13 protein-coding genes are annotated in these 14,599 nt (G+C 42.7%); 4 read left to right on the forward strand and 9 right to left on the reverse strand.

Annotation, left to right across the window (positions count from 1 at the left end; all coding sequences use genetic code 11):
* Window positions 1–50: 50 nt before the first annotated feature.
* Together AC59JT_RS07370 and AC59JT_RS07375 are read right to left on the reverse strand one after the other, a co-directional pair.
* Window positions 51–458, reverse strand: coding sequence for a DUF1761 domain-containing protein (locus AC59JT_RS07370; protein ID WP_497397316.1), 408 nt, complete (start codon window positions 456–458; stop codon window positions 51–53).
* 199 nt (window positions 459–657) lie between these two features.
* Window positions 658–1,743, reverse strand: coding sequence for a mannose-1-phosphate guanylyltransferase (locus AC59JT_RS07375; RefSeq protein ID WP_497397318.1), 1,086 nt, complete (start codon window positions 1,741–1,743; stop codon window positions 658–660).
* 322 nt (window positions 1,744–2,065) lie between these two features.
* On the opposite strand from AC59JT_RS07375, the gene recQ reads away from it, so the two are divergent.
* On the forward strand, window positions 2,066–4,258 hold the full coding sequence (gene recQ, locus AC59JT_RS07380) for a DNA helicase RecQ (RefSeq protein ID WP_497399349.1): 2,193 nt from the start codon (window positions 2,066–2,068) through the stop codon (window positions 4,256–4,258).
* Between the two features lie 47 nt (window positions 4,259–4,305).
* Here recQ and AC59JT_RS07385 read toward each other — a convergent pair whose 3' ends face one another.
* Together AC59JT_RS07385 and AC59JT_RS07390 are read right to left on the reverse strand one after the other, a co-directional pair.
* Window positions 4,306–6,201 carry an OmpA family protein gene (locus AC59JT_RS07385; RefSeq protein WP_497397320.1) on the reverse strand — a complete coding sequence of 632 codons (1,896 nt, stop codon included), beginning with the start codon at window positions 6,199–6,201 and terminating at the stop codon, window positions 4,306–4,308.
* Window positions 6,202–6,246: 45 nt separating this feature from the next.
* Window positions 6,247–6,870, reverse strand: coding sequence for a 7-carboxy-7-deazaguanine synthase QueE (locus AC59JT_RS07390; RefSeq protein WP_497397322.1), 624 nt, complete (start codon window positions 6,868–6,870; stop codon window positions 6,247–6,249).
* A 151-nt stretch (window positions 6,871–7,021) separates the two neighbouring features.
* Between AC59JT_RS07390 and AC59JT_RS07395 the strand changes: the two genes are divergently transcribed.
* Genes AC59JT_RS07395 through AC59JT_RS07405 form a run of 3 tightly spaced genes read left to right on the forward strand, consistent with a single transcriptional unit; the run spans window position 7,022 to window position 8,561 of the window.
* Complete coding sequence (locus tag AC59JT_RS07395) at window positions 7,022–7,786, forward strand: hypothetical protein (RefSeq protein WP_497397324.1); 765 nt, start codon at window positions 7,022–7,024, stop codon at window positions 7,784–7,786.
* 5 nt (window positions 7,787–7,791) lie between these two features.
* Window positions 7,792–8,130: a Rieske (2Fe-2S) protein gene (locus AC59JT_RS07400; RefSeq protein WP_497397326.1), complete on the forward strand. Its 339-nt coding sequence runs from the start codon at window positions 7,792–7,794 to the stop codon at window positions 8,128–8,130.
* Window positions 8,127–8,561: a hypothetical protein gene (locus tag AC59JT_RS07405; protein ID WP_497397328.1), complete on the forward strand. Its 435-nt coding sequence runs from the start codon at window positions 8,127–8,129 to the stop codon at window positions 8,559–8,561. The genes AC59JT_RS07400 and AC59JT_RS07405 overlap by 4 nt, the downstream gene beginning before the upstream one ends.
* A 76-nt stretch (window positions 8,562–8,637) precedes the next feature.
* On the opposite strand, the gene AC59JT_RS07410 is transcribed toward AC59JT_RS07405, so the two are convergent.
* The 5 genes from AC59JT_RS07410 to AC59JT_RS07430 form a co-directional block, all read right to left on the reverse strand.
* Window positions 8,638–9,519, reverse strand: coding sequence for a bifunctional 5,10-methylenetetrahydrofolate dehydrogenase/5,10-methenyltetrahydrofolate cyclohydrolase (locus tag AC59JT_RS07410; RefSeq protein ID WP_497397329.1), 882 nt, complete (start codon window positions 9,517–9,519; stop codon window positions 8,638–8,640).
* 89 nt (window positions 9,520–9,608) lie between these two features.
* Window positions 9,609–11,396, reverse strand: coding sequence for a translation elongation factor 4 (gene lepA, locus AC59JT_RS07415; RefSeq protein WP_497397331.1), 1,788 nt, complete (start codon window positions 11,394–11,396; stop codon window positions 9,609–9,611).
* 54 nt (window positions 11,397–11,450) lie between these two features.
* Entirely contained in the window at window positions 11,451–12,242 is a 792-nt protein-coding gene (locus AC59JT_RS07420) for a hypothetical protein (protein WP_497397333.1), read from the reverse strand.
* An 81-nt stretch (window positions 12,243–12,323) separates the two neighbouring features.
* Window positions 12,324–13,721, reverse strand: coding sequence for a sigma-54-dependent transcriptional regulator (locus AC59JT_RS07425; protein ID WP_497397335.1), 1,398 nt, complete (start codon window positions 13,719–13,721; stop codon window positions 12,324–12,326).
* Between the two features lie 173 nt (window positions 13,722–13,894).
* Window positions 13,895–14,584: an SGNH/GDSL hydrolase family protein gene (locus AC59JT_RS07430; RefSeq protein ID WP_497397337.1), complete on the reverse strand. Its 690-nt coding sequence runs from the start codon at window positions 14,582–14,584 to the stop codon at window positions 13,895–13,897.
* Between the last annotated feature and the right edge of the window lie 15 nt (window positions 14,585–14,599).

The following is a 14,599-nucleotide window of genomic DNA, read 5'->3' on the forward strand; positions in this document are numbered from 1 at the left end:
AAAAGATCCTTCGCTATGCTCAGGATGACAAGTTAGTTATGATTGGAAACTTACCTCCACGCACCCAATATCGCTCCAATCACTACCAACTGCACCACACTATATCCGCCATTAATAAAAATGTGGCGCCAGTTTCTTTGCTCAAAAAGGCTGTGGGTAGCTATAGCGCCAAACGTCCAAACACCTGCTAAAAAGCCCGCGGTCGCGCCCCAGCTAACATCAGTTTTAGGGTCTGCCAAAAACGCGGCAAGGTTTGCTGATGCGATCAGCGAAAAGATAAAAGCGAAGCCGAATATTTTAAGCGGACTGGCGCCGTTTTTAATTTGATCTTCGGTGAGTTTACTATCCGTCATCCAGGCGGTACCAAATACTTTGGGGTTGTACCATACGCCGCCAATGGCAAAGCTTGAAAGGGCTGCAACAACTACAGCGGCCCAGTTGATCAATGAAGGATCCATGATATATAAATTGTGATTAGGGCCTCTCAACTCCCCTAAAGGGGGATATAAGAGGTTTTTGATGAATGTATTAAGTGATCTGAATTAAAGTTATAAAACATAAGTTATATAACCAACAGATAATCAAATAAAAAAAAGCGCTCCGGGTTGTCGAAGCGCTTTTCATAACATTAAAAGAGATAAGCCGATCAACTAATCACTAAATATATTTTGTTCCAAATTGTGCCTTCACATCGGCAACAACTTTTTTAACGTTTTGCTCCTGGTCGCGCGGGCATATAAGCAGGGTATTGTTTGATTCAACCACGATGTAATCATGCAGGCCTTGTATAATAACCAGTTTGTCTTCCGGAATGTTAACCATACAATTCGATGAATCGTACATGATCACTTTCTCCGATGGGATAACCGCGTTGCCTACGTAATCTTTATTAGCTAATTCGTAAATAGATGCCCAGGTACCCAGGTCAGACCATCCAAACTCAGATGGCAATACATATACATTATCCGCTTTCTCCATAATACCGTAGTCGATAGAGATATTGGTACACTGCATATAAGCCTGGTTAACGTGGTTGCGTTCGTTATCAGTATTGTAATGCGGGCGTGCTTCGGCAAATATGTCGTTCATCTCCGGCAGGTGCTGCTCAAACGCTTTCACAATAGCTTTAGCCGACCAAACAAAGATGCCTGCGTTCCATAAAAAGTCGCCGCTTTGCAGGAAGGTTTTGGCAATCTCAAGCGTAGGTTTTTCGGTAAAGGTTTTTACTTTATGAAAATCGCCATCGATTGTATTATCGGTGTACTGAATATAACCGTAGCCGGTATCAGGGCGCGATGGTTTAATACCCAGCGTTACCAGGCATTGGTGTTTGCTGGCGGTAGCCAATGATTTTTCGATGGTAGCCACAAAACCGGCTTCATCCAATATCAGGTGATCTGAAGGCGCTACTACAATAGCCGCGTCAGGATTAATACTTTCAATTTTGAAACAACCGTAAGCAACGCAAGGAGCTGTATTACGCATTACCGGCTCGGTAAGTATCTGGTTGTCCTGCATATCAGGCAGTTGTTCCTTAACTATCGAAGTGTAGTTTTCGTTAGTTACCACAAAGATGTTCTCTTTAGGGCAAACCTTTAAAAAGCGTTCGTAAGTATTTTGTATCAGGGTTTTACCCGTGCCTAATATATCGATAAACTGTTTTGGATACGAAGTGCGGCTAATTGGCCAAAAGCGGCTTCCGATACCGCCTGCCATAATGATGGCGTAATAATTTTTATTCATTATGTTAAGAAATTAAGTTCGATCGTTGGATATGTTAAAGTTGCCATTAATTCATTAGAATATTATAAGAATTATGCAGTAAACAATCAAAAAATGTAACGTTGTTTAAAAGAAATAAATAAACGAATTGTTTTTGATTGCCACAATTGTTTTTTCTCACAGAATGTAGCGCCAGCCGTTGTAAACGCGTTTTTTGAAATTAAACGTAGTGTTTTGCCGAATAATCATTTCAGTATAAAATTTAAAAGAAAATCCGTCGTTTATTCATTAAATTTTGTTACTTTAAACTTTTAAATACATCAATACCCCGCATACCATAATGATAGAAACCAAGAAGTCACTTTTTGATAATCTCCAAAACTTTTTCGGCTTCGACAATTTTAAAGGAGAGCAAGAAGCGATCATTACCAATATACTTGCCGGCAACGATACGTTTGTAATTATGCCTACAGGTGGTGGTAAATCTATGTGTTACCAGTTGCCTGCTTTAATGAGCGACGGTACGGCTATTGTTATCTCTCCGTTAATTGCCCTGATGAAAAATCAGGTTGACCAGTTAAGAGCCTTCGGCGGCTCGGATAGCATAGCACACTTTTTAAATTCATCTCTTACCAAAGCAGATATAGCACGTGTTAAAGAAGACGTGCTGGACGGTAAAACCAAATTATTATATGTTGCGCCCGAATCACTGACCAAGCAAGAGAATATTGATTTTTTACGCCAAAACCATGTATCATTCGTAGCAGTTGACGAAGCACACTGTATATCAGAATGGGGGCATGATTTTAGGCCCGAATACCGCAAGATCCGCCAGGTTATCAGTAATATTGGTGATGAGATACCCATCATAGCTTTAACCGCCACAGCCACGCCAAAAGTGCAGCAGGATATTCAGAAAAACCTGCACATGAATAACGCTACTGTATTTAAATCATCATTTAACCGCTCCAATCTTTTTTACGAAGTACGTGCAAAGCGTAATGTAATTAAGGAGATCGTTAAATACGTAAAGCAAAACCAGGGCAAATCAGGCATTGTGTACTGCCTTAGCCGTAAAAAGGTGGAGGAAGTTGCCGAAGCACTTTCGTTGAACGGGGTGCGTGCTTTACCATATCATGCCGGCCTTGATGCTAAAGTGCGTGCCGATACGCAGGATAAATTCCTGATGGAGGATGTGGATGTGATTGTGGCCACAATCGCCTTTGGTATGGGTATAGATAAACCCGATGTACGCTACGTAATACACCACGATGTGCCGAAGAGCATGGAAGGTTATTACCAGGAAACTGGTCGTGCCGGTCGTGATGGCGGCGAAGGTGTTTGTGTGGCTTTCTACTCGCAAAAGGACGTGGATAAGCTGCAGAAGTTTATGAAAGACAAGCCTGTTGCCGAGCGTGAAATTGGTACCCAGATATTGAAAGAGGTTATAGACTATGCCGAAGCTTCGGTATGCCGCCGTAAGCAATTACTGCACTACTTTGGCGAGAACTTTAACGAGGCCGGCTGTAATAACATGTGCGATAACTGCTGCGCGCCAAAAACATTCTTCGATGGCGAAGAGCAATTGCACAAAGCGCTAAGCATCATCAAGCAAATAGGCGAGAAGTTTGACGATCATCACATCATTAATATTTTGATGGGAGTTGATAGTCCGCAGGTGCATAATTATGAGCATCATTTACTGGAGCTTTTTGGTACCGGTAAGGCTGATGGCGAAATATTGTGGAACTCTTTGTTAAGGCAAGCGCTGTTGAATAACTACTTGTCGAAAGATATTGATCAATATGGTTTACTACGTTTAACCAGGCTTGGGCAATCATTTTTAGACAATCCGCATAGTATCCGGTTTATTATGAACCGTGTTATTGAAGCCGGTGATGACGACGACGATGCCGAAGGCCCGAAACAAAGCGGAGGCGCTTTAGACACTGCTTTATTGCAAATGCTGAAAGACCTGCGCAAAAAAATGGCCAAACAAAAAAATCTGCCGCCATTTGTGCTGTTCCAGGATCCGTCGTTAGAGGAGATGTGTACACATTATCCAATTACGCAGGATGAGTTGAAGCAAATATCGGGCGTAGGCGCTGGTAAAGCCTTAAAGTTTGGTGCGCCGTTTATTGATCTGATCAAGAAATACGTAGAAGATAATGATATTGACCGCCCGGTTGATATGGTTATCAAAAGCGCTGCTAATAAATCTGCGCTTAAAGTATTCATCATACAAAACATCGACAGGCATTTAAATTTAGATGATATAGCCGCCTCAAAAGGTTTAACTTACGAGGAGATACTGAAAGAGGTTGAAACCATTGTAAACTCGGGCACCAAGCTTAACCTGAACTATTTTATAGATGAAGTGATAGATGAAGATAAGCAGGATGAGGTATTTGATTACTTTCGCTCCGCCGAGATCGATTCGATAGACGATGCCCTGGCCGAACTTGGCCCGGATGACTATACCCGCGAGGAAGTACAACTGATGCGGATAAAGTTCATGTCAGAACTAGGAAACTAAAATATAAAGGGAGGATGAAAGTTCTCCCTTTTTTGTGCCTGAAATTGCTACAAGGCAATAACCTTAAACTCGGTACGCCTGTTTTTACCGCGATTCTCGTCGGATGTGTTAGGTACTATGGGTTGCGTTTCGCCATAGCCTTTAAACACCAAACGGTTAGGGTTAACTTTGGCAGCTGTTAAATACTGATATACAGCTTTAGCTCGGTTCTCTGATAATACCTGGTTGCTTTGATCATTACCTACGTCGTCTGTATGCCCCGATATTTCTATCCTGATGGTAGGATTGAGCGCCAGGAAGTCCAGCAATTTTATCAGCTCCGAATGCGATTCAGGTTTCAGATCATATTTATTGGTATCAAAAAATATGTTTTTAAGAATGGATTTACTGCCTACCTCAATTGGTTGCAACCATGCCTGTATATAAAATGGGTTGGTGGGTTCATGTCCCTCTAACGAGAAATTTTCCGAATGAAACAGATAGCCCGCTTTAGATATATTTAATCCGTAGTTTTTGCCGGTAGGTAATGTGGCCAGGAAGTTGCCATTCGGCAAAGTGCTGTAGTTTTGATAAATGGTTTTGTCGTTTTCCAGATCGCGTATTTCAACGGCTGCTTCTAGCGGTCGCCTGGTTTTAAAATCATTTACATTGCCTTTAACATACGTAACCATTTTGGGCCGTAGGTGTTTCGGCATTTCAAACCGGTAAATATCATAGCCACCGGCGCCGCTCAGTTTATTTGACGAGAAGAAGGCAAATTGCCCGGTAGCGGTAAGGCTAAGTCCACTCTCATCATTATTGGTGTTTATCGGCGAGCCCAGGTTTTCAGATTTCATCCATTTGCCGTCTTTAGCTGCACGGCTTACAAACAGATCCATCCCGCCAAAGCCAGGCCAGCCGTTTGAGCAGAAATACAAAGTACTATCGTCTGGGTGTATATAAGGCGATTGTTCACTGTAAGGTGTGTTAACATTTGGCCCCAGGTTTTCGGGTTCGCCCCAGCCTTTCGGTGTTAGCGTTGATTTCCAGATGTCATAACTGCCATAACCTCCCGGTCGGTTACTTACAAAATAAAGTGTACGCCCATCGGCGCTTATAGAGGGCTGCGACTCCCAGCCCGGCGAGTTAACAGGCGCACTTAAGCCAAATGGTTTACCCCAGTCATCACCTTTTTTTAGTGCCACGTAAATATCACATCGGCCCATACCATCCGGGCGGTTGCATCCCGTAAAAAACAGGTAATTACCATCTTGTGATATCGATTCAGACCCCTCATTAAATTGTGGCGTGTTAATATTATTGCTCAAAGGTTTGGCTGGCGCCCATTCGCCATTGTTTTTGTCGCTTTGATAAAAATCCTCATTGGCATTTATCTGCCGGGTAAAAATAAGCGTGTTCTCATCTGCAGTTGCAACGGGCGAATATTCATCTGCCGGTGTATTAATAGCATCGCCCATGCTTATGGGCTTAAACGCTACCGGGTGTGTTAAACCTTCAATGCTGAATTTTGCATCTCGTATTATTTTTCTGCCAAGAGAAATATTAGCTGCCGTTAAATTAGGGTAGGTTACATATTTTTCTGCATGGCGCAACGCATCTGCATACAAACCTTCAGAAAGTTCAAGGTCGCTTAATCTTAAATAAATAGCCCGGTTAAAATCAGGGTTTGTAGCTATAACTATCTTGTATTCTTCTATAGCTTGTTTAGTTAGCCTGCGCCGGTTCATTACATCAGCCAAGAGCGAATGAGCCTCTAAAAACTTAAAGTCTTGTGCAATAGCTTTCTGCAGCAGGTTCATGGCCTCTACATAATCGCTTTCGTCAATCTTTGTATTTGCTGCCGCGAAGAATTTTATCGCGTCTTTGTTGGTGGTACTTAAGGATTGTGCATGCACGCATAGCGAGGCCAGTAATAAGGCTATGCCGGTAATTATGCTTTTCATCCTTTGGGTTGCTATACTATAGGTTAATAACCTAAGTTACAATATTTAAGGAATATTTAAATACTTGTGTGTTTGCAACGATATTTCCCATTTTGGGTTGGCCATTACATAATCAATAATGAGTGGTGTCATTTCTTTTGATTTTGACCATTCGGGTTGCAGGTAAAGTTTACAGTTAGGGCCTAAGCTTTTAGCATGTTCTTCAGCAAAAGCAAAGTCGGATTTGTTGAAGATGATACACTTTAACTCGTTAGCGTGTTGTGCAACAGCAGGCGTAGGGGCTTTGAATTTTTTGGGCGATAAGCAGATCCAGTCCCAATGGCCCGAAAGGGGGTAAGCGCCCGATGTTTCGATAAAGGTTTTGATGTTACGGCTCTGTAATTGACTGGTTAAATAATCCAGATTATAGATCAATGGTTCGCCGCCGGTAACAACTACGGCCTTCCCCGGGTAAACAACAGCATTATTAACTATAGTATCGGCAGCCGTAAGGGGGTGTAGTTCGGCGTCCCAGCTTTCTTTCACGTCGCACCAATGGCAACCCACATCACATCCGCCAAGGCGAATAAAATACGCGGCCTTACCGGTATGATATCCTTCTCCCTGTATCGTGTAAAACTCTTCCATTAAAGGAAGCAATGTACCATCTTCCGGAACCTGGTGTGCCATAATAGGGCGCAAAGGTAATGTTTTGAGCTCAAAGGCAAAAGTTTAAAGCCAAAAGCTGATATTGATATGATGAAGAGATTTAACGGTTGACAACGAAAAGCTTTCATCTTTCATCTTTTTGCTTTCCCCTCAAAAAAGTATATTTGATTGAATGAAAAAACTTTACGCGTTTTTCCTGCTTTTTATAGTATTTAGCCTCTCTTCGTGCCTTGACATGGAGGAGCGTTACGACTTTAATGAAGACGGATCGTGCAAGGTTGTTTTTAATTTTGATATGAGCAGGGCAGTATCTGTTTTTATGAACCTCATGACAGATTCGGTTAAGGAAACGCCGCAGTTTAATATTGTAAAAGATACCTCGTTAAACTTTTATAGTGCTTTGCCCGATACTGTACAACGTAAACTGGGTGCAGAAGAAGTGATGATGACCATGAACAGCAACCTGGGCGTTAAAATGGACCTGAAGAACAATGTGATGCAGGTAAACATTAGCCACTTGTCAAAAAATGCGGATGATCTGCAGTATTATCTTGACCATCTTTCAAAAATATCATTAAACAACCAGTTGGATGAAATGACCAAAAATGCCAAAGGTTTAAAAGATGTCAATGCCAAGCAATTAATGGCCGGGCAGGATTATTACAATTACAAGGTAACATCCAATAAGTTTGTGCGGATAATTGATAAGGTAAAGTTTAACGCCTTCCTGAAAAAAACACAGTCAACCCTGGCTATGGCAAAAGCTATGTTGGTTGATATGCCCTATAAAGTGATATTAAACTTTGCCCACCCGGTAAAAAGTGTGAATAATCCTAAAGCTATACTATCTGCCGATAAAAAACAGGTTACACTGCTAACCACCATGGACGACCTGATCAAAGATCCCACTATAATGAATTTAAGCGTTGATTATTAGTTGATATGAACTGGTATAAGGTAGTTGATATTCAATACACTAGTGCTCCATTTATAAAAAAAGTAAAAGTTAACGGCAAAGGCATTTGCGTGGTTGGTTATGAAGGAGATATTTATGCCGTGTCATCAACCTGCCCGCATGCCGGAGGCGAGTTAAGCGGAGGTTGGTGTAAAAACGGAAAACTAATATGCCCCCTTCATCGTTATGCCTATGATATTAAAACAGGAAAAGGCGACGCGGGGCAGAACGATTATATAGATACGTACGCTGTTGAAATACGCGGCAATGATATTTATGTAGGTATGCTTTCGCTTCGCGAGAAATTAAAGCAGATATTTAAATGAGCATAGCAGCCATAGACACACTCACCACTCACTTTTACAGATCCATAAGTTTTAAAAATAGTATTGTCCCCGATGTTAGTACCCTACAAGCCATTTTTCATGGCGCGGGGCTGATGATCAATAACACCGAGGATATTCCCAGACTTTATACGGCAGAATCATTTGTACAATACACCGAATCGCAAATAGCCGAAGGAGAGATAGCTCAATTTGAACAGCGTGAGATTTACTCGCGTACAGACATTTTCGGTAAAACAGCCCAACGACTGAGTGTTTATGAATATAGCTTCAGTGATTACGAAGTGGATAGTCGTCCGCCACGCGGCATTAATTTTATTCAGTACGTGTTTATTGATGACAGATGGGTAATTACCTCGATGGTTTGTAATGACGAAAATGAGGATGACCAGATACCGGGAGAGTACCTTTAAGTGAGAGTTAAGAATCAAGAATCAAGAATCAAGATAAATTTGCTCTGTCTTAATTCTTGGTTCTTGATTCTTGGTTCTATAGATAAACTTGTTTCTTAGCCGAAGCTAAAGTGTTTTTCAACAAACCAATAATAGTCATCAAGCCCACACCACCCGGTACCGGGGTAATCCATGAGCTTTTTGATGCAACGTTTTCAAAATCAACGTCACCATACAGTTTATAGCCCGATTTGGTTACGGTTGAAGTTTCGCGGTTCATACCTACGTCAATAACCACAACGCCGTCTTTTACCATATCGGCCGTAATGAAATTCTTTTTACCGATAGCCACGATCAGGATATCAGCATCAAGCGTGAACTTTTTAATATCAGGCGTGCGGCTGTGGCAAATAGTTACCGTGCAATTGCCAGGGCTGGTATTACGAGCCATCAAAATGCTCATCGGAGAACCCACAATATTGCTACGACCCACAACCACGCAATGCTTGCCGGCGGTTTCAATGCCATATTCCTTCAGCATTAAAGTAATACCATAAGGCGTAGCCGGAATAAACGACGGCAAATTGCGCTGCATACGGCCCAAATTAATAGGGTGGAAGCCATCAACATCCTTACGGTGATCAATGCGCTCGGTCACCTTCTCGGGGTCGATGTGTTTGGGTAACGGTAATTGAACGATGATGCCGTCAATATCCGCATCAGCATTCAATTCTTCAACTTTCTTTAGCAATTCAGCCTCGCTAACGGTATCCTCATAACGCACCAGGGTTGATTTAAAACCAACCTTTTCGCAGTTCTTCATTTTGCTGGCCACGTAAGTTTCGCTGCCACCATCATGACCAACCAATACCGCAACCAAATGCGGCTTACGACCGGTTTGCGCTAATATGGCTGCTGCTTCGTCAGCAATTTCACCTTTGAGTTTTTCTGATACGTATTTTCCGTCGAGTAATTGCATAGTTTATAGAGTCAAGAATCAAGAATCGAGAGCCAAGATTTATGACCATTCGGTCTTGAGTCTTGGTTCTCGATTCTTGGTTCTGATAATTAATCCAGTTTCAATACTGCCATAAACGCACTCTGCGGTATCTCTACGTTACCTACCTGGCGCATGCGTTTTTTACCGGCCTTTTGTTTTTCTAATAGTTTACGCTTACGCGAGATGTCACCGCCATAACACTTAGCAGTTACGTCTTTACGCATCGCTTTTACAGTTTCGCGGGCGATGATCTTAGCACCTATGGACGCCTGTATAATGATCTCAAATTGCTGACGAGGTAATAGCTCTTTCAACTTCTCGCAGATCTTTTTACCAAAGTCGTATGAATTGCTGCGGTGTATCAATGATGATAAGGCATCTACTGGTTCGGCGTTCAAACGAATATCCAAACGCACTAAGTCTGAAGTACGGTAACCTATCTGGTGATAATCAAATGAGGCGTAACCTTTTGATATAGTCTTCAGCTTATCATAAAAATCAAATACGATCTCGCCCATAGGCATCTCAAACACCAGCTCCACACGATCGGAAGTAAGGTAAGATTGGTTTGAGATCATACCACGTTTTTGTATACACAATGACATTACCGGGCCAACAAAATCGGCTTTGGTAATGATAGTGGCTTTAATATATGGCTCTTCTACGCGGTCAATTTTACTTGGATCGGGAAGATCTGACGGGTTATTCACCACGATCTCTTCGCCTTTGGTAGAGTAGGCCAGGTACGATACGTTGGGAACGGTGGTGATCACCGTCATGTTGAACTCGCGCTCTAAACGTTCCTGTATGATCTCCATGTGCAGCATACCCAGGAAACCGCAACGAAAGCCGAAGCCTAAAGCCGCCGATGATTCCGGTTCAAAAACCAAGGAAGCATCGTTCAATTGCAGTTTAGCCATTGATTCGCGCAACTCTTCGTAGTCCTCGGTATCAACCGGGTAAATACCTGCGAATACCATCGGCTTAACCTCTTCAAAGCCTTGTATACCTTCTTCGCAAGGGCGGTCAATGGTGGTGATGGTATCACCCACCTTAACCTCACGGGCCTCTTTAATGCCTGATATAATATAACCTACGTCGCCGGTTTTAATGACGTCTTTAGGTAATTGCTTCAATTTTAATGTACCGATCTCGTCGGCAATGTACTCGCGTTCGGTAGCTACAAATTTTACACGGTCGCCTTTTTTTATCTGGCCGTTGGTTACTTTAAAATAAGCGATGATACCACGGAACGAGTTAAATACCGAGTCAAATATCAAAGCCTGCAACGGTGCTTCCGGATCGCCGACAGGAGCCGGTACACGCTCTACAATGGCACGTAAAATATCATGCACGCCCAAACCTGTTTTGCCTGATGCTGCAAGGATATCTTCGCGTTTGCAACCTATCAGGTCAACTATCTGATCTTTAACCTCCTCGGGCATCGCGCCCGGCAGGTCCATTTTGTTAAGTACCGGGATGATTTCCAGGTCATTCTCTAAAGCTAGATACAGGTTTGATATGGTTTGCGCCTGTATGCCTTGCGCCGCGTCAACAATCAACAACGCGCCCTCGCAGGCAGCAATAGAGCGTGATACTTCGTACGAGAAATCCACGTGGCCGGGAGTGTCTATCAGGTTCAGAACATATTTCTGACCGTCAAGCTCATAATCCATCTGTATGGCGTGGCTTTTTATGGTGATACCGCGCTCGCGCTCAAGGTCCATATCGTCAAGTAATTGGGCCTGGCTTTCGCGCTGGGTAATGGTGTTAGTATATTCAAGCAACCTGTCGGCAAGGGTACTTTTACCGTGGTCAATATGCGCTATTATACAAAAGTTACGTATGTGCTTCATTCGGCGCAAAAATAGGTTTTTTTGAGCGAATTTTTATAGGGTATTTTCGGAGCATTATCGGGCGTACTTGAGCCGGTTTTCTTCGCTGAAAACTGCAACGAATCCTATACTTCGTTTCATGGATTTACCATGCCAATAGTATAACTGCGGTGGCAACAGCTTCAAAACACGTATGGCTTCTAATGCGTAAAGTGGTTCGGTTTTGTTTGTAGCACTTATGTTTTGAATAACTCCCGACGAATCTGTATGAAATACCACAACAACACGACGGTTCAAACCATCGCCAAGAGAAATTCTATCCCAATTTAAATTGGAATAGAAGAACTTATCCAATAAAGGCCGTTTATCTAAAATACTATTTTTTGAGCCCGGATAATTATATTCAGCAATTGATTTAATTTGCCCTTTTGTAATATCCAGATAAACTTCCGACCCATATACCGGTGTCATAATATCTAACCAGCCTACCATCTCTCCTTTAGAAAACCATTGGTCGGTAGTAACCCAATTTGCTTTTACTCTTCCGGTTTTAGTAGAAAATAGTTTGTTTATATCAGCTTTTAGCCTGGGTTTGATGCTATAGTGGCTGTAAATATTAGTTAAATATAATTCATTGTCAACCACTGTCCACTCAACATCGTAAGTATCAGGAAGGCAGTCGAAGCACTTGGTCTCACCGGTGGGCATAAATCCATTCAGCATCGACTCTATTTTTTTGAAATCCGGGTATTGTTTCAATGCAAGGTCAGAGTGAAACTGAAGTGTATCATTGTTTAAGATTAACTTTTGACTATCGGCCCGTGCAGCCAATAGAAGAAATGTTAACATTATGACAAGGTTTTTCATGGCATCCCAAATTAGTACAAAACAAAAAGAGTCGCAAGTAAAACCTGCGACTCTTTTTGTTTATTTCATGGGGTGGTAGCTCTATTCCCCTCGCTTCAACCCATATTTCTCTATCTTGCTGTACAGGTGACTGCGCTGAATATCAATATCATCAGCCGTTTTTGATACATTCCAGTTGTTTTTTTCCAGCTTGAACTTGATGTACTCGCGCTCGGCCCAGTCTTTATAATCCTGGAAGTTTTTGAATTGATTAAAGTCGGTTTGCTGTGCAGCAGCAGCGGCCAAGCCACCACTTCCTACAGTAGCTGCCGATACAGGAGCCGATGGGTTAGCAAACGCGCGAACATCATCCTCGGTAATGGTTTTATCACTTAATATAATCAAGCGCTCTATCATGTTGCGCAACTCACGGATATTACCTGTCCATGGCAGTGCTTTCAGGGCTTCCAATGCACCGTCTGATATTTTTTTAACGGGCATGCCATAGTCGCTACATATCTCTTCCAAAAAACTTTGGGTAAGCAGGCCAATATCGTCCTTGCGTTCGGTTAGTGGTGGTACGTGTATCAGGATAACGCTCAGGCGGTGGTACAAGTCCATACGGAAATTACCGGCTTCGATCTCTTTCAGCAGGTCCTTGTTGGTTGCCGCTACCACACGTACATCCACATCAATTTCTTTCTCGCCGCCCACACGGGTTATTTTATGCTCTTGCAGGGCGCGTAGTACTTTCGCTTGCGCGGATAAACTCATATCGCCGATCTCGTCCATAAACAAGGTACCGCCCGAGGCTGATTCAAACTTCCCTATACGCTGTTTGATAGCCGATGTAAATGAGCCTTTTTCATGACCAAATAATTCACTCTCAATTAACTCTGAAGGTATAGCCGCGCAGTTCACCTCAATTAAAGGCGCGTTGGCGCGATTAGATTTTTCGTGCAGCCAGCGTGCCACCAGTTCTTTACCGCTACCGTTGGCGCCGGTTATCAGCACTCGGGCATCGGTTGGAGCAACACGCTCAATGGTTTCTTTAATTTTAGCTATAGGAGTGGAGTCACCAAGGATAGGACGAACTTTGGATACTTTACGTTTTAATACCTTGGTTTCGACCACCAAGCTACCACGATCCAAGGCGTTGCGTACGGTAATCAGCAAGCGGTTAAGATCAGGTGGTTTGGAGATGAAATCGAACGCGCCTTTTTTGCTAGCCTCAACCGCGGTTTCAACTGTGCCGTGGCCGGATATCATGATAAATGGCAGATCGGGTTTTATTTGCAGACCTTCGGTAAGTACCTCCATGCCGTCCATGCGATTCATTTTTATATCGCACAGCACCAGGTCATAGTCGTTCTTGCGGATCATTTCTAACCCGTCAATACCGTTATCTACATCCTCAACTTCATAATCTTCGTATTCTAATATCTCACGCAGTGTATTGCGGATCGCCCGCTCATCATCAATTATTAATATTTTGGCCATAGGATTTTAATTCAAAGCAGATTTCTCTAAATATAAGATTTGTATAGGAAACTAAACACTTTTTTGCCCCGGATGTTTTTCGCGATAGCAAATTAATTAAAAATAAAACTGCAGGGCTACCTCAAAACAAAAAGCCAACCTTGTGGGCTGGCTTTATATCTGCAGGTCGACTGTTAAAATTGTTTGGCTTTTAATGCTTCTGCAACTGCTTTTTGCGCCAAAGGCTCCATTATTTTATAGCCGTCAAGGTTAGGGTGAATGCCATCACCCGCTAAAGTTTTAGGTAGGCCAGCGTTCTCATCCGCCATTGGCGTAAAATAATCCAGGTACACAAACTTGTTTTTAGCGGCGTAGTCCTTTATCATTTCATTAAGCAACTTAACCTTGGGTTTTGGGTCGATGGCCGGGCGCCATGGAAATGCTGCCGCCGGAAGCACCGATGAAAGTACCACTTTGATTTTATTAGCGCGTGCTAATTCGGCCATTGATATAAGGTTGCCCATCACATCTTCGAGTTTTGATGGGCCATTATTTTCGGCAATATCATTTATTCCCGCCAGGATAACCACCACAGCAGGCTTTAGGTTTATTACATCCTCGCGAAAGCGAAGCAGCATTTGCCCGGTAGTTTGGCCGCTTATGCCACGGTCATAATAGTTATTAGCTTTAAAAAACGTTGAATCATTCTTGATCCAAAAATCGGTTATCGAATCGCCCATGTATACGACGCGTTTCTCATCGGAGGAAGCGGGCGCAGGTACATTAGCGTTCGCTTTTTCGTAGCGTTTAATGTTTGGCCAGTCCTGCGCAGCAGCAGCTGTACCTATTGCCAGTAATGAAAGTAAAAGGATGCTTGTTTTCATGAAGCCAAATTATAA

This window comes from Mucilaginibacter sp. A3364, assembly GCF_059690715.1.